The 15,941-nt window shown below is 61.6% G+C and carries 12 protein-coding genes; all 12 read left to right on the top strand.

Features of this window, described 5'->3' with window-relative positions:
* Positions 1 to 583 precede the first annotated feature (583 nt).
* The 12 genes from ACEN9H_RS04160 (at position 584) to coaBC (ending at position 15,928) form a co-directional block, all read left to right on the top strand.
* Positions 584 to 2,506: a PrkA family serine protein kinase gene (locus ACEN9H_RS04160; protein ID WP_056136158.1), complete on the top strand. Its 1,923-nt coding sequence runs from the start codon at positions 584 to 586 to the stop codon at positions 2,504 to 2,506.
* A 183-nt stretch (positions 2,507 to 2,689) separates the two neighbouring features.
* Positions 2,690 to 3,961, top strand: coding sequence for a YeaH/YhbH family protein (locus ACEN9H_RS04155; protein ID WP_056136156.1), 1,272 nt, complete (start codon positions 2,690 to 2,692; stop codon positions 3,959 to 3,961).
* Positions 3,962 to 3,972: 11 nt separating this feature from the next.
* On the top strand, positions 3,973 to 5,499 hold the full coding sequence (locus tag ACEN9H_RS04150; protein ID WP_025511494.1) for a SpoVR family protein: 1,527 nt from the start codon (positions 3,973 to 3,975) through the stop codon (positions 5,497 to 5,499).
* A 569-nt stretch (positions 5,500 to 6,068) separates the two neighbouring features.
* The gene (locus tag ACEN9H_RS04145; protein WP_056136155.1) at positions 6,069 to 6,731 is read left to right on the top strand and encodes an energy transducer TonB; all 663 of its coding nucleotides are present in this window, start codon (positions 6,069 to 6,071) and stop codon (positions 6,729 to 6,731) included.
* Between the two features lie 84 nt (positions 6,732 to 6,815).
* Positions 6,816 to 7,748, top strand: a complete 933-nt coding sequence (locus ACEN9H_RS04140; protein ID WP_200948780.1) for a MotA/TolQ/ExbB proton channel family protein — start codon at positions 6,816 to 6,818, stop codon at positions 7,746 to 7,748.
* 3 nt (positions 7,749 to 7,751) lie between these two features.
* Positions 7,752 to 8,180 carry an ExbD/TolR family protein gene (locus ACEN9H_RS04135; protein ID WP_056136151.1) on the top strand — a complete coding sequence of 143 codons (429 nt, stop codon included), beginning with the start codon at positions 7,752 to 7,754 and terminating at the stop codon, positions 8,178 to 8,180.
* Between the two features lie 81 nt (positions 8,181 to 8,261).
* Complete coding sequence (locus ACEN9H_RS04130) at positions 8,262 to 8,693, top strand: ExbD/TolR family protein (RefSeq protein ID WP_200948779.1); 432 nt, start codon at positions 8,262 to 8,264, stop codon at positions 8,691 to 8,693.
* 69 nt (positions 8,694 to 8,762) lie between these two features.
* Positions 8,763 to 9,995 (top strand): tetratricopeptide repeat protein, encoded by a 1,233-nt coding sequence (locus ACEN9H_RS04125; RefSeq protein WP_413673869.1) that lies wholly within the window; start codon positions 8,763 to 8,765, stop codon positions 9,993 to 9,995.
* 165 nt (positions 9,996 to 10,160) lie between these two features.
* The gene (locus ACEN9H_RS04120) at positions 10,161 to 11,132 is read left to right on the top strand and encodes a bifunctional riboflavin kinase/FAD synthetase (RefSeq protein WP_056136147.1); all 972 of its coding nucleotides are present in this window, start codon (positions 10,161 to 10,163) and stop codon (positions 11,130 to 11,132) included.
* Between the two features lie 92 nt (positions 11,133 to 11,224).
* Positions 11,225 to 14,113, top strand: a complete 2,889-nt coding sequence (gene ileS, locus ACEN9H_RS04115; RefSeq protein ID WP_413673868.1) for an isoleucine--tRNA ligase — start codon at positions 11,225 to 11,227, stop codon at positions 14,111 to 14,113.
* A gap of 53 nt (positions 14,114 to 14,166) precedes the next feature.
* Positions 14,167 to 14,688, top strand: coding sequence for a signal peptidase II (gene lspA / locus ACEN9H_RS04110; RefSeq protein WP_056136144.1), 522 nt, complete (start codon positions 14,167 to 14,169; stop codon positions 14,686 to 14,688).
* Positions 14,689 to 14,707: 19 nt separating this feature from the next.
* Positions 14,708 to 15,928 (top strand): bifunctional phosphopantothenoylcysteine decarboxylase/phosphopantothenate--cysteine ligase CoaBC, encoded by a 1,221-nt coding sequence (coaBC, locus tag ACEN9H_RS04105; RefSeq protein ID WP_413675550.1) that lies wholly within the window; start codon positions 14,708 to 14,710, stop codon positions 15,926 to 15,928.
* Positions 15,929 to 15,941 lie beyond the last annotated feature (13 nt).

The following is a 15,941-nucleotide window of genomic DNA, read 5'->3' as shown; positions in this document are numbered from 1 at the left end:
CAGCCAGTGTAGCGCATCGATGCAAGCCTCTCATTTCACTGAAGAATTCCTGATATGTCCGTACACGATACGCGTGCGCCACTGCTTAGCAAGATGGTGCACTATTTACTTAACGATTAATAAACATGATCGTGGCTGACGGGATCAAAAGTCTTGGTTGGAAACCATGTCCGAAATACCAAAAAAGGCGTAAAGGCGTGGTTCGCAATGATCTTAAAAAAGGTTATTTCCTTATTCGTTACAAGGACTTGGAAAGGCCGGATACACGTGCACGACACTGTTTTGACTTCGAGAACTAATAGGCAGATAATAAATTTCATAAGCGTAAGAAGACGCTCTCAGCGGGCGCTAACAAACCGGCGAGGGACCTCGCCACCCGCCTGGATCCACAAAGGCGGGTTCCACGAGGCCCCGGTTAAACCGGATGAGAACAAGAACATCGCCCTTCGTTTTGTGTCAGATCTTCTGACCTCCAAATCCAGACGGCGACCCCAACAAGAACACCTGCCAAGGCCGGGGCTTGGGCGGCAATCTCAGTCAGCCGCCAGACGTGATCAGTGTTAGCACATTAGAGGACATTCACATGACCATTTTTGATAACTACGCAGCCCGCTATGAGCGTACCCGGGAAGAGGAATACTCCCTGTCTGAGTACCTTCAGCTTTGCAAAAAAGATCCCCTGACTTACGCCAGCGCTCCCGAGCGCATGCTGGCCGCAATCGGCGAACCCACCCTGGTCGACACCCGCCTCGACCCGCGCCTGTCGCGCATCTTCGCCAACAAGGTCATCAAGGTATATCCCGCATTCCGCGAGTTCTACGGCATGGAGGAAGTGATCGAACAGGTCGTTTCCTATTTCCGCCATGCGGCCCAGGGCCTGGAAGAGCGCAAGCAGATTCTTTATCTGCTGGGACCGGTCGGTGGCGGTAAATCGTCGATCGCGGAAAAACTCAAGCACCTGATGGAACAGGTGCCGTTCTTCGCGCTGAAAGGCTCGCCGGTGAACGAATCGCCGCTCGGCCTGTTCAACGAGGACGAGGACGGCGCCATCCTCGAAGAGGACTACGGCATCCCGCGCCGCTTCCTGCGTGCCGTGCCGAGCCCGTGGGCAGTCAAGCGGCTGCATGAATACGGCGGCGACATCAGCAAGTTCCGCGTTGTCAAACGCTATCCGTCCATCCTGAAGCAGATCGCGATCTCGAAGACGGAACCGGGCGACGAAAACAACCAGGATATTTCCTCGCTGGTCGGCAAGGTCGACATCCGCAAGCTGGAAGACTATGCCCAGGACGATCCGGACGCCTACAGCTACTCCGGCGGCCTGTGCCTGGCGAACCAGGGCCTGATGGAATTCGTCGAGATGTTCAAGGCGCCCATCAAGGTCCTGCACCCGCTGCTGACGGCCACGCAGGAAGGCAACTACAAGGGCACCGAGGGCTTCGGCGCGATCCCGTTCGAAGGCATCATCCTGGCGCACTCGAACGAATCCGAGTGGAAGACCTTCCGCAACAACCGCAACAACGAGGCATTCCTCGACCGTATCTATATCGTCAAGGTGCCGTACTGCCTGCGCGTGTCGGACGAGGTCAAGATCTACGACAAGCTGCTGCGCAATTCCTCGCTCGACAAGGCCCCCTGCGCCCCGGGCACCTTGCGCATGATGGCCCAGTTCGCGATCCTGTCGCGCCTGAAGGATCCCGAAAACTCGAGCGTCTATTCGAAGATGCTGGTGTACGACGGCGAGAACCTGAAGGACACCGATCCGAAGGCGAAGTCGCTGCACGAATACGTCGACTATGCCGGCGTGGACGAAGGCATGAACGGCCTGTCGACCCGCTTCGCGTTCAAGATCCTGTCCAAGGTCTTCAACTTCGACAACACCGAAGTGGCGGCGAATCCCGTGCACCTGCTGTACGTGCTGGAACAGCAGATCGAGCGCGAGCAGTTCCCGGGCGAGACCGAGCAGCGCTATATGTCGTACATCAAGGAACACCTGGCGAACCGCTACGTCGACTTCATCGGCAAGGAGATCCAGACGGCCTACCTGGAAAGCTATTCCGAGTATGGCCAGAACATCTTCGACCGCTACGTCACGTTCGCGGACTTCTGGATCCAGGACCAGGAATTCCGCGATCCGGACACGGGCGAAAGCTTCGACCGCGAAACGTTGAACGCCGAGCTCGAGAAGATCGAGAAACCGGCCGGCATTTCGAACCCGAAGGATTTCCGCAACGAGATCGTCAACTTCGCGCTGCGCGCGCGGGCGACGAACGGCGGCAAGAATCCTGCGTGGACCAGCTATGAGAAGTTCCGCACCGTGATCGAGAAGAAAATGTTCTCGAATACCGAGGAACTGCTCCCGGTGATTTCGTTCAACGCGAAAGCCAGCGCGGAAGATGCCACCAAGCATGCCGACTTCGTGGCCCGTATGGTCGAAAAAGGCTATACGCCGAAGCAGGTCCGCCTGCTGTGCGAGTGGTACCTTCGTGTAAGGAAGTCCTCGTAAAGGCCATCGCAAAACCAGGAGCGTGGGGCGGGCGGTGGAGCGCCCGCCGGGCAGGACCGGTCGACCGGCACGCAGCCGGTCACCGGAATCCGCGACGCCAACCACGTGACGACGCGGCGCGTTATATTATGTAAGGACCGGGAAGGAATCCGGCCCGCCGCGACTTTCAGCAGGAGGCCTGTTTTGACTTACCTCATCGACCGACGCTTGCAGGGCAAGAACAAGTCTGCGGTCAACCGCGAACGCTTCTTGCGCCGCTATAAGGCGCAAATCAAGGATGCGGTGGGCCGGGCGATCAAGGGTCGCTCGATCACCGACGTAGAGAATGGCGAGAAGGTCTCGATTCCCGTCAAGGACGTGAGCGAGCCGCATTTCGGACACGCCCATGGCGGCGTGTGGGAGACCGTCAACCCCGGCAACACGGAATACCAGAAAGGCGACACGATCAACCGTCCCCGCGGCGGTGGCGGCGGCGCCGGACGCGGCCGTGCGGGCAACAGCGAACAGACGACCGAAGACGATTTCATCTTCGAGCTGTCCCGCGAAGAATTCATGAATTACTTCTTCGAAGACCTCGAGCTGCCGAACATGGTCAAGACGCAGCTGACCCAGGTCGTCGAATACAAGAACCAGCGCGCCGGCTACAATATTTCCGGCACACCGTCGAACATCCACGTGCTGCGCTCCCTGCGCGGCGCGCTCGGCCGGCGCATCGCCGTGGGCGGCCCCTCCCGCAAGCAGCTGACCGCCCTCGAGCACCAGTTGCGCGACCTGCGCGAACAGGGTGTGGAAGAAGACGACCCGCAGGTGATCGAACTGAAGCACAAGATCCACCACCTGCACACGCGCCTGCTGGCGATCCCGTTCATCGACCCGATCGACCTGCGCTACAGCAACCGCATCAAGATCCCGAAGCCGTCCACGGCAGCCGTCATGTTCTGCATCATGGACGTGTCCGGATCGATGGATGAAAGCCGCAAGGACACCGCCAAGCGCTTCTTCATCCTGCTGTACCTGTTCCTCAAGCGGGTCTACGAACACATCGACGTCGTCTTCATCCGCCACCACACGGCGGCGGCCGAGGTCGACGAAAACGAGTTCTTCCACTCGCGCGAATCGGGCGGCACGGTCGTGTCGTCGGCGCTGCACCTGCTGAACAAGGTCATCACCGAACGCTACAGCAACGGCGACTGGAACAGCTACGTGGCCCAGGCCTCGGACGGCGACAACTGGGACAACGACTCCGTGCTGTGCAAGCAGATCCTGACCAACGCGATCATGCCCATGGTCCAGTACTACACGTATGTCGAGATCACCGACGGCCCGCCCCAGAACCTGTGGGAGCAGTACGCCGAGGTGGCGGCCGATCACCAGAACTTCGCCATGCAGAAGATCGTGACGCCGGCGGACATCTATCCGGTGTTCCGCGAATTGTTCAAGAAGCAGCCCAAGTAGCGAGGCCCGCTATGCCAAGAGATCCCAACAACCCGCGCGCCCTGCCCGAACAGTCGGAATGGACGTTCGACCTGATCGAACAGGCGCACGAGGAAATCCGCCGGGTGGCCAGGAAGTTCGGCCTGGACACCTATCCCAACCAGCTCGAGATCATCACGGCCGAACAGATGATGGACGCGTACACGTCCGTCGGCATGCCCGTCTCGTACAACCACTGGTCGTTCGGCAAGCATTTCCTGACGACGGAAAAGAGTTACAAACGGGGTCAGATGGGCCTCGCATACGAAATCGTCATCAACTCGAATCCCTGCATCGCCTATCTGATGGAGGAAAACAGCCTGACGATGCAGGCGCTCGTGATCGCGCACGCGGCCTACGGCCACAATTCGTTCTTTAAAGGCAATTACCTGTTCCGGACCTGGACCGATGCCGACGCCATCGTCGATTACATGGTCTTTGCGAAGAACTATATTGCCGAGTGCGAACAGCGGCATGGCATCGACGCCGTCGAGGAATTGCTCGATTCCTGCCACGCGATCCAGAACTATGGCGTGGACCGGTACAAACGGCCGGCCAAGCTGTCGGTCGCACAGGAAGCGGCGCGCCAGAAAGAGCGCGAGGAATACATGCAGTCGCAGGTCAACGAGCTGTGGCGCACCTTGCCGCGGCGCGAGGAACAGATCAAGGACCAGCCGCCGCCGCGCTTCCCGCCCGAGCCGGAGGAAAACCTGCTCTACTTTATCGAGAAGTACGCCCCGCTGCTCGAACCCTGGCAGCGCGAACTCGTACGGATCACGCGCAAGATCTCGCAGTATTTCTATCCGCAGCGCCAGACCCAGGTCATGAACGAAGGCTGGGCGACCTTCTGGCACTACACGATCCTGCAGGAGCTCTATAAAGAAGGGATCGTCGGCGACGGGTTCATGCTGGAATTCCTGCAGAGCCATACGAACGTCGTCTACCAGCCGCCGGCCACGAGCCCCTATTACAATGGCATTAATCCGTATGCCCTCGGGTTTGCGATGATGACGGACATCAAGCGCATCTGCGAAGAGCCGACGGACGAGGACAAGGCCTGGTTCCCGGACATCGCGGGCAGCGACTGGCTCAAGACGCTCGACTTTGCGATGCGCAATTTCAAGGACGAGAGCTTCATCGCCCAGTACCTGTCGCCCAAGCTGATCCGGGAATTCCACTTCTTCGCCGTGCTGGACGACGACCGCAGCGACAAGCTGACGATTTCGGCCATCCACGACGAGGCCGGATACCGCTACGTCCGCCAGCAGCTTGCCGATCAATATAATATCGGTAACCGCGAGCCGAACATCCAGGTCTGGCAAGTCAACACCCGGGACGACCGCGCGCTCACGCTGCGTCATACCCAGTTCCAGCGCCGCCCCCTGAACCAGCAGGCGCATGAGGTCCTGAAGCACGTCGCACGGCTGTGGGGCTTCGATGTGCGCCTCGAGACCGTTGACCCATCCGGGCGTGTCGTGAGCAGCCTGGAGTGCCGTCGCGAGAAGCGCGCGCGTTACTGACCTTCCGGCCCGCGCTACTCGGCGCGGGCATTTTTTCTTCCATCCTGTTGACACCATCTTCCCCTTGTGATGTAGTTCAACTAACATCTGACGTGGTAAATGAGCCATATCAAGTGCCTGTATCGACATAAGGACTTGTTATGACTGGCCCCTTTTATTCAGGGTCAAAACCGCTTCAACAGTACGCCCTCTCACTTGGAACTTCGATATAGTTGGCAGAAACGCCATGATTCTTTCTTATGATATTTGCTGAGCTGCAAAATAGACATGGAAAATTCGGTGTTTTGGGGGCAGCAGCCTTATCTTCCACACATTATGAAAGGGGTCCGCTCGACATTGCAAAACAACTAACTTCCACCTCCATCGGCATACCCACGACCGTTCTTTATTGATCACTTTCTTTGCCTGTTTTTACAGACAAATAGGCGCTCTTTGAGGGTGTAAAAATGTATGTGCAAAAAAGAATTCGTAGGTATAATTCGCCGATGTCCCGGATGCGGCTCTTAGCTTTTTGTCGTGTTTTGTGGGTTTAGTAGCAACAAAAAAAGGTTGGTATTGGAGAAAGCAGGATGAATTTTTCGCATGAGAAGAACCCCGGGAAGAATTTGACTGGTATCGCCGTTGTCATCGTCTTGCACCTGGTCGTTGCTTACGGGATCGTCACCGGTCTCGGCAAACGGATGGTCAGCAAGATGGCCGAGGCAGTGGAGACCAAGATCATTGAAGACGTAAAACCGCCGCCACCTCCGGAGACGCCGCCCCCGCCGCCGCCGCCGGAAATGAAGGCGCCGCCTCCGCCGTTCATCCCGCCGGTGGAAGTGCAAGTGCAAACCCCGCCGCCGCAGCAGAATGTGATCGCTAACACGACGCAGGCAAAACCGGCGACGAATGAGATCGTGAAGGCACCGCCGGCGCCTCCGACGCCGGCACCGGTAGCCAAGCCGGCCGGCCCGGCCCGCACCCCGGCAGTCGCAGACTTCAATACGTGCTCGAAGCCGGAATATCCGAAGTCGTCGCTGCGTAACGAAGAAACGGGTGTATCGACCATCTCGTTCCTGATTGGTTCGGACGGTGGTGTGAAGGATTCCAAGGTCACGAAGTCCAGCGGCTTCCGCGACCTGGATAAGGCTGCTCAGGTGGCACTGGGCAAGTGCCGGTTCAAGCCGGCAACTGAGAACGGCCAGGCCATCGAGTCCTGGCAGCCGGTTCAGTACGTCTGGACGCTGGAATAACCAGAGACAGCGTATCGTCTCAAAAGCATGATTTTCGTTGTTATTAGTTCAGCGAACTGTTCATTTTAAATTTTTGGAGGAAGCATGTTTAAGAATACCCGTTTGTCCGCTACCGTAGCGGCTCTCCTGTTCTCGGTCACTGCGGCATCGGCACTGGTGTCCGCTCCGGCCTTCGCCGACGCTCCGGCCTCGGCAGCAGCGAGCGCACCGGCAGCGGCACCGGCGGCTGACGCAGCAGCACCGGCAGCCGACGCTGCCGCTTCGGCACCGGCAGCGGCTCCGGCAGCTGGCGGCGAAGCCAAGAAAGAAGAAGTCGAGAACCCGTTCGGTATCCAGGCTGTGTGGGAAGGCGGCGTCGTCTCGCGTATGACCCTGATCATCCTGGCCATCATGTCGATGGGTTCCTGGTACATCATCGTCACCAAGCTGCTGGACCAGATGAAGATCTTCAAGCAGTCGAAGGAAACCAACCAGAAGTTCTGGAAAGCACCGTCGATCGCTGCCGGCTCGGCTCAACTGACCGAAGGCTCGCCGTTCCGCTTCATCGCTGAAACCGGCACCAAGGCAACCCAGCACCACGACGGCGCCCTGCTCGAGCAGATCGACCTGTCGACCTGGGTGACCATGCAGATCCAGCGCGCCGTGGACAAAGTCCAGTCGCGCCTGCAGGATGGCCTGTCGTTCCTGGCAACCGTCGGCTCGACCTCGCCGTTCATCGGTCTGTTCGGTACCGTCTGGGGTATCTACAACGCACTGACCAACATCGGTATGACCGGTAACGCGTCGATCGACAAAGTGGCAGGTCCGGTGGGTGAAGCACTGATCATGACCGCATTCGGTCTGTTCGTTGCAGTTCCGGCCGTTCTGGGCTACAACTGGCTGGTCCGTCGCAACAAGACCGCAATGGAAGATGTCCGTTCGTTCAGCGCAGACGTGCACTCGGTCCTGATCTCGGGCGCAATGCACACCTCGGAAGCCGCACGTGCACAGGGCGCCGCTGCTAAAAAGGTTGGCTAAACCATGAGCATGAGTGTTGGCTCCGATAGCGGAGATGAAGATGCAGTGATGTCAGAGATCAACACCACGCCCCTCGTGGACGTGATGCTGGTTCTCCTGATCATCTTCCTGATCACCAGCCCGGTTGTCCTCCACCTGCAGAAGATTAACCTGCCGATCGAGACCAACCAGGTTGTCAAAACCACGCCGGAAGACGTGAACATCGTCGTCAACAAAGATGGCGAGATGTACTGGAACCAGAAGCACCTGGCCAACACCGACGAACTGTTCGATTTCCTGGCCAAGGAATCGGTGAAAGTGCCCCAGCCGGAAGTGAAGATTCGTGGCGACCAGCAAACGCGCTACGAATTCATCGGCAAGGTGCTGTACACGGCCCAGCGTGCCGGGATTCAGAAGGTCGGTTTCATCACCGAACCGCCTGATAAGGGCTGATCCACCAGGACGCAACCCGCCAGCGTGATAGCGGCTTCGACCGCTGTCACGCTGGTTTCCCAAGATTTGAAAGGAAACACCATGGGTATGAACGTTGGTTCGTCCGGAGCTAAAGGAGCAGATCCGGAACCGATGATGGAAATGAACATGACGCCGCTGATCGACGTCATGCTGGTGCTGATCATCATGATGATCATCACCATTCCAAAGCAAAACCATTCGGTTAACTTGAACATGCCGGTTGGCAACCCGCCGCCGCCGACCAAGGAACCGGTAGTGATCACGATCGACGTGGACTTCGACGGTACCGTCCTCTGGGACAACCAGCCCGTCCCGGATCGTGCCACCCTGGAAGCGAAGCTGGCCAATGTGGCAGCCCAAGCTGATCAGCCGGAAGTGCACCTGCGTCCGAACAAGCTGGTCGAGTACAAGGTTGTCGCCGGTGTGATGGCATCGGCCCAGCGTCTTGGTGTCACCAAGATCGGTATGGTCGGTAACGAACAGTTCCAGTAATCGCTTTGGCTATAATGAACACGGCAGGGTTTCCCTGCCGTGTCTATTTTGAATGAGAGAATTTCGATAATGGCTAAATTCCGCCTCGCACACCTCGGCCTCGTAGTGGCCGCCCTCGGATTCACCGCCGCCGCTCCGGTGGTCGGCCTGGCCCCGGTCTACGCCGCGGAGGTCCTCCGTCCCGAAATCGGCAAACCGCTGCAGGAAGCCGCGCAGCTGATGAAGTCGGGCAAAAACAAGGAAGCCCTGGCCAAGCTGCGCGACCTCGACAAGGTCGGCGGCAAGTCGGCCAACGAAACCTACCTGATCGAACGCACCCGTGCCGGTGCAGCTTCGGCCGCCGGCGATTACGACACGGCCGCCAAGTCCTTCGAATACCTGATCGGTTCCGGCAAGCTGAACGCGACCGAAAAAGCCCAGTTCTCGGAAGGCCTGATCGGCATCTACATGCGCGCGGGCGACCTGGGCAAGGCCAACGCCGCCATCGAACGCCAGCTGAAGGAGCGCGACGATCCGAAGCTGCGCGCCTACCTGATGCAGAACTATTACAAGCAGGGCAACATCCAGGCACTGGAGAATGAACTGCGCACGGCCGAGAAGAGCGGCCGCCTGAGCGAAGACCAGCTGGGCATGCTGGCCAACATCCAGCTCAAGAAGAACGACAAGGCCGGCTACGTCAACACCATCGAGAAACTGGCTGCCAACTATCCGAAGGCCCAGTACTGGACCGACCTGCTGAACCGCGTGCAGACCAAGCCGGGTTTCTCGGGCCGCCTCTCGGTGGACATCTACCGCCTGAAGCTGGCCAACGGCCTGCTGAAGAAGCCGAGCGAGTACATGGAAATGGCCCAGCTCGTGCTGCAGGCCGGCGCACCGGCTGAAGCCCTGAAGGTCATCGACAAAGGCTACAAGGCAGGCGCACTGGGCACCGGCCCGGACGCCGCACGTCACCAGCGCCTGAAGGACCTGGCCGAGAAGACCCTGGCCGACCAGAACAAGACCCTGGCCGCCACCGAAGCGCAGCTGATCAAGGACGGCGACAACGACGGCCTGGCATCGCTGGGTTACGCCCTGGTCCAGTCCGGCCAGGCCGACAAGGGCCTGAAGATGCTGGAAGAAGCGTCGAAAGCCAAGGACCTGAAGCATCCGGAAGACGTCAAGCTGCACCTGGGCGAAGCCTATGCCGTCGCCGGCAAGAAGTCGCAAGCCATCAGCACGCTCAAAGCCGTCCGCGGTACCGATGGCACGGCGGAAGTGGCCCGTTACTTCATCATGGCGATCAACAAGCCGATCTCCGGCTGATCTCCCTGCCCCGGGCTGGACAAAAAGCGCAGTCTGCGTCATGCAGGCTGCGCTTTTTTTATTGGGGGGCAACGCTAGCTCATCCGTCGCGGCAAAGGCGTTGCGCTGTGCAACATGCCCTTTGCCGTATAATCTGGTATTTCGCCTAGAAGCACGAACCATCCAATGAAGGTATTTCGCGGACTTCCCAACGACAGGGCACGCGCGCCCTGCGCGCTCACGATCGGCAACTTCGACGGTGTCCACCGCGGGCACCAGGCGCTGTTGGCTCACGTGACCGCGAGCGCCCGCAAGCTCGGCCTGGAAGCCGCCGTGATGACGTTCGAGCCCCATCCCCGCGAATATTTTGCGCAGCGCAGCGGCGATCTGTCGAAGGCGCCGGCCCGCATCGCCAACTTGCGCGACAAGCTGGAATCGCTGGAACACGCCGGCGTCGACCGCGTCATCGTCGAACACTTCAACGAGCACTTCGCCTCGATGTCGCCGGACGAATTCACGCAGCGCGTGCTGGTCGACGGCCTGCACGTGAAATGGCTGATGGTCGGCGACGACTTTTGCTACGGCGCCCGCCGCGCCGGCAACGTCGCCTTGCTGGCCGAAGCCGGCAAACGCTACGGCTTCGAAGTGCACAGCCTGCCGGCCGTGCTGCACGACTCGACCCGGATCTCCTCCTCCGCCGTGCGCGCCGCGCTCGCGGCCGCCGATTTCGGCGCCACGCGCGCCCTGCTGGGCCACCCGTATTCGATGTCCGGCCACGTGATCCACGGCCAGAAACTGGGCCGCACCTTGGGCTTCCCCACCTTGAACCTGCGCGTCGCCCACCGCCCTGCCCTGGCCGGCATCTTCGTCGTGCAGGTGCACGGCCTGGCCGACCAGCCGCTGCCGGCCGTCGCCAGCCTCGGCGTGCGTCCGACCGTCGAGGACGCGGGCCGCATGCTGCTGGAAGTCCATGTCTTCGACTGGAACCAGCCCTGCTACGGCAAGCTCGTGCGTGTGGAATTCCTCACCAAGCTGCGCGACGAAGAAAAATACGTCGACCTCCCCACACTGACGGTCGCCATCGAGCGCGACGCCCAGCAGGCACGCGCCTGGTTCGCCCAGCGCGCCGGCGCCCTCACGGCCACCGACCGAATTTGACCGGGACTTTTGCAGTCCCGACGACCCCAAGGACGGCGTAACAGCGGCCGTCCCGTCATCACGAATAACAGCAGTCCACTTTAGAAATCACCATGTCCGATACCAAGCAAGGCCAGAAAGGCCAACAAGGCAACAAGAAGCCGGAGAGCAAATACCCGGTCAACATGACCGACACCCCCTTCCCGATGCGCGGCGACCTCGCCAAGCGCGAGCCGGGCTGGGTCAAGCAATGGCAGGACAAGAAGATCTACGAACGCGTCCGCAAGGCGGCCGCCGGCCGTCCTCGATTCGTCCTGCACGACGGTCCGCCGTACGCGAATGGCGACATCCACCTGGGCCACTCCGTCAACAAGATCCTCAAGGACATGGTCGTCAAATCGCGCACCATCGCCGGCTTCGACGCGCCGTACGTGCCGGGCTGGGACTGCCATGGCATGCCGATCGAGATCCAGATCGAAAAACAGTTCGGCAAGAACCTGCCGACGGCCGAGGTGCTGCAAAAGGCACGCGCCTATGCGCTCGAGCAGGTCGACCGCCAGCGCGCCGGCTTCATCCGCCTGGGCGTGCTGGGCGAGTGGGACAACCCGTACCTGACGATGAACTTCAGTAACGAGGCCGACGAACTGCGCGCCCTCGGCACGATGCTCGACAAGGGTTATGTGTACCGCGGCCTGAAGCCCGTGAACTGGTGCTTCGACTGCGGCTCGGCGCTGGCCGAGGCGGAAGTGGAATACCAGGACAAGCGCGACCCCGCGATCGACGTCGGCTTCCCGTTCGCGGAACCGGACAAGGTCGCGCAGGCGTTCGGCCTGGACGCGCTGCCCGCGGGCGACGGCTTCATCGTGATCTGGACCACGACCCCGTGGACGATCCCGTCGAACCAGGCGCTGAACGTGCATCCGGAAGTGACGTACGCACTCGTCAAGGCTGACCGCAACGGCGCACCGGTCCTGCTGATCGTCGCGAAAGACCTGGCCGAAAGCGTCCTGCAGCGCTATAAACTGGAAGGCGAGATCGTCGCCACGACGACCGGCGACAAGCTGGGTGGCCTCCGCTTCAAGCACCCGCTGCACGCGGCCGATCCGTTCTACGACCGCACGTCGCCCGTCTACCTGGCCGACTACGTGACGACCGACAGCGGCACCGGTGTCGTCCACTCGGCACCGGCCTACGGCCTGGAAGACTTCCAGTCATGCAAGGCGCACGGCATGAAGGACGACGAGATCCTGAAGCCCGTGATGGGCGACGGCCGCTTCGCGAGCACGCTGCCGCTGTTCGGCGGCATGACGATCTGGGAAGCATCGAAGCCGATCTGCAATGCGCTCTCCGAAGCCGGCGCGCTGTTCGAACTGAAGATGTTCGACCACAGCTACATGCACTGCTGGCGCCACAAGACCCCGATCGTCTACCGCGCGACGAGCCAGTGGTTCGCCGGCATGGACGTCAAGCCGAAGGACGGCGGCCCGACCTTGCGCGAATCCGCGCTGGCCGGCATCGCCGAGACGCAGTTCTTCCCCGACTGGGGCCAGGCGCGCCTGCAGGGCATGATCGCCAACCGTCCGGACTGGACCCTGTCGCGCCAGCGCCAGTGGGGCGTCCCGATGGCCTTCTTCCTGCACAAGGAGACGGGCGACCTGCATCCGCGCACGCCGGAACTGCTGGAGCAGGTGGCCAAGCTGATCGAGCAGGGCGGCATCGATGCCTGGCACAAGCTCGACCCGCGCGACCTGCTGGGCGAGGAAGCCGCGCTGTACGAAAAGAACCGCGACACGCTGGACGTGTGGTTCGACTCGGGCACGACGCACCAGACCGTGCTGCGCGGCTCGCACGCGGTGCAGTCGCACTTCCCGGCCGACCTGTACCTCGAAGGCTCGGACCAGCACCGCGGCTGGTTCCACTCGTCGCTGCTGACGTCGTCGATGCTGAATGGCCGTCCCCCGTACAAGGCGCTGCTCACGCACGGCTTCACCGTGGATGAGCATGGCCGCAAGATGTCGAAATCGCTCGGCAACGTGCTGTCGCCGCAAAAGATCAGCGACACGCTGGGCGCCGACATCCTGCGCCTGTGGGTCGCGTCGACCGACTATACGGGCGAACTGGCGCTGTCCGAAGAGATCCTGAAGCGCGTGACGGAGGCATATCGCCGCATCCGCAACACGCTGCGCTTCCTGCTCGCGAACACGTCGGACTTCGATCCGGTCAAGAACGCCGTGCCAGTGGCCGAGCTGCTCGAGATCGACCGCTACGCGCTGGCCGAGACGGCGCGCCTGCAGGATGACGTGGCGAAGCATTTCGAACGCTACGAATTCCACCCGGTCGTCGCGCGCCTGCAGAACTTCTGCTCGGAGGACCTGGGCGGCTTCTACCTCGACATCCTGAAGGACCGCCTGTACACGACGGGCGTGAACTCGCACGCGCGCCGCTCCGCGCAGACGGCGCTGTGGCACATCGCGCACGCGCTGCTGCGCATCATGGCGCCGATCCTGTCGTTCACCGCGGAGGAAGCGTGGGCCGTGTTCGCCGGCGAGCAGGCCTACAAGGACAGCGACGAAACCATCTTCACCCAGACCTTGTGGACCTTCCCGGCGATCGCGGACGGCACCGCGCTGCTGGACAAGTACGCGCTGCTGCGCGCCGTCCGTGCCGACGTGACCAAGCAGCTGGAAGAAGTGCGTGCATCCGGCGCGATCGGCTCGTCGCTGCAGGCGGAACTGGCGCTCAAGGCGGCAGGCGACAAGTACGCGACGCTGGCCAGCCTGGACGACGACCTGAAGTTCGTGTTCATCACGTCGCAGGCGACCGTCGAACAGGTCGCCGACGCTGCGAAGGAAGCCGTCAGCGTGACGCCGTCCGACGCCGCCAAGTGCGAGCGCTGCTGGCACTACCGCCGCGACGTGGGCCATGACCACGCGCATCCGGGCCTGTGCGGCCGCTGCACGAGCAACCTGTTCGGCAGCGGGGAACAGCGCCGCTTCGCCTGACGTACCTGCGCCCCGGGCCGCGTGCCCGGGGTTTTACCTTTACGACCATCGACATGGCCAGCAAAAAAAAACCAACATTCTCCGCCGTCTCGTCGCGCTCGGGCGGCAGCCTGACCCCGTGGCTCGGCATCGCCTTCATCGTCATCCTGCTCGACCAGATCAGCAAGATCACCATCACGCGCACCTTCATGCACGGCGAAGAGAAGCCCATCACCGGCTTCTTCAACCTGGTCCTCGCGTATAACAAGGGTGCCGCGTTCAGCTTCCTGTCCGACCAGGGCGGCTGGCAGCGCTACCTGTTCGCCGGCATCGCCATCGCGGCCGTCGGCTTCATCATCTACCTGCTGCGCAAGCACGCGGGCCAGCGCATGTTCTGCTGGGCCCTCGCGCTGATCATGGGCGGCGCCCTCGGCAACCTCGTCGACCGCGTCGCCTACGGCCACGTGATCGACTTCCTCGACTTCTACTGGCGCGGCGTCGGCCACTTCCCGGCCTTTAACATCGCGGACACCGCGATCACGATCGGCGCCTTCCTGTTCATCATCGATGAGCTGCGCCGCGTGAACAAACACTGAGCACGGAGGAACCATGAGCATGGACCTGAAGGGCAAGAAGATCGTCCTCGGCCTGTCCGGCGGCGTGGCCTGCTACAAGGCCGCGGAACTGTGCCGCGCCCTCACCAGGCAGGGCGCGCACGTGCAGGTCGTGATGACCGAAGCGGCCACCCATTTCATCGGCACCGTGACGATGCAGGCGCTGTCCGGCCGCGGCGTTTTCACGGACCAGTGGGATGGCCGCATCCCCAACAACATGGCGCACATCGACCTCACGCGCGATGCCGACGCCATCCTCGTCGCGCCCTGCTCGGCCGACTTCCTGTTCAAGCTCGCGCACGGCGCCACCGACGACCTGCTGTCGACCCTGTGCCTCGCGCGCCCGCACCATGTGCCGCTGCTCGTCGCGCCGGCGATGAACGTCGAGATGTGGGAAAAGGCGCCCACGCAGCGCAACGTCGCGCAGCTGCGCGACGACGGCGTCTGCATCCTCGGCCCGGCCGCCGGCTCGCAGGCCTGCGGCGAGACGGGCATGGGCCGCATGCTCGAACCGGACGAACTGCTCGAAGAACTCGTCGCGTCGTTCCAGCCGAAGCTCCTGGCGGGCAAGCGCGTGCTGATCACGGCCGGTCCGACGTATGAAGCGATCGACCCCGTACGCGGCATCACGAACCTGTCGTCCGGGAAGATGGGCTATGCGATCGCGCGCGCCGCGCGCGAGGCCGGCGCGGACGTCACGCTCGTCTCCGGACCGACGTCGCTGCCCACGCCGCATGGCGTGCGCCGCATCGACGTGCAGAGCGCGCGCCAGATGCTCGACGCCGTCATGGCCACCGTCTCCGGCCAGCACATCTTCGTGGGCGTGGCGGCCGTCGCCGACTGGCGCGTGGACAACGCCAGCGACCAGAAGATCAAGAAGGACGGCAGCGGCGACGCCCCGCAGCTGCACTTCGCGCAGAACCCGGACATCCTCGCGACCGTCGCCGCGACCACGTCGCTGAACGGCTGGCCGTATTGCGTCGGCTTCGCGGCCGAATCGGAAAACCTGATCGAATACGGCGCCGTCAAACGCGAGAAAAAAGGCATTCCTCTGCTCGTGGGCAATATCGGCCCGCAGACATTCGGGCAGGATGAGAATGCGATCGTGCTGTTCGACGAAACCGGCCACACGGTGCTCCCGCGCGCGACCAAGCTGGAACTGGCGCGCCAGCTCGTTTCCGAAATTGCCAAGCGCCTGGAACAGCGTTCGCTGCTGGCCTGATTTACCCGTACTC

The sequence above is a fragment of the Massilia cellulosiltytica genome, assembly GCF_047325105.1.
GTDB lineage: Bacteria > Pseudomonadota > Gammaproteobacteria > Burkholderiales > Burkholderiaceae_D > Telluria > Telluria orientalis.
The sequence above is the reverse complement of the archived record's forward strand: the minus strand, read 5'-3'. Positions and strand labels throughout refer to the sequence as shown.

Coding starts and splice junctions, on each gene's coding strand:
- ACEN9H_RS04150 (WP_025511494.1), top strand. CDS start 3,973: ATGCCAAGAGATCCCAACAACCCGCGCGCCCTGCCCGAACAGTCGGAA.
- ACEN9H_RS04140 (WP_200948780.1), top strand. CDS start 6,816: ATGTTTAAGAATACCCGTTTGTCCGCTACCGTAGCGGCTCTCCTGTTC.
- ACEN9H_RS04125 (WP_413673869.1), top strand. CDS start 8,763: ATGGCTAAATTCCGCCTCGCACACCTCGGCCTCGTAGTGGCCGCCCTC.
- ileS (WP_413673868.1), top strand. CDS start 11,225: ATGTCCGATACCAAGCAAGGCCAGAAAGGCCAACAAGGCAACAAGAAG.
- ACEN9H_RS04120 (WP_056136147.1), top strand. CDS start 10,161: ATGAAGGTATTTCGCGGACTTCCCAACGACAGGGCACGCGCGCCCTGC.
- ACEN9H_RS04145 (WP_056136155.1), top strand. CDS start 6,069: ATGAATTTTTCGCATGAGAAGAACCCCGGGAAGAATTTGACTGGTATC.
- coaBC (WP_413675550.1), top strand. CDS start 14,708: ATGGACCTGAAGGGCAAGAAGATCGTCCTCGGCCTGTCCGGCGGCGTG.
- ACEN9H_RS04130 (WP_200948779.1), top strand. CDS start 8,262: ATGGGTATGAACGTTGGTTCGTCCGGAGCTAAAGGAGCAGATCCGGAA.
- ACEN9H_RS04160 (WP_056136158.1), top strand. CDS start 584: ATGACCATTTTTGATAACTACGCAGCCCGCTATGAGCGTACCCGGGAA.
- ACEN9H_RS04135 (WP_056136151.1), top strand. CDS start 7,752: ATGAGCATGAGTGTTGGCTCCGATAGCGGAGATGAAGATGCAGTGATG.
- lspA (WP_056136144.1), top strand. CDS start 14,167: ATGGCCAGCAAAAAAAAACCAACATTCTCCGCCGTCTCGTCGCGCTCG.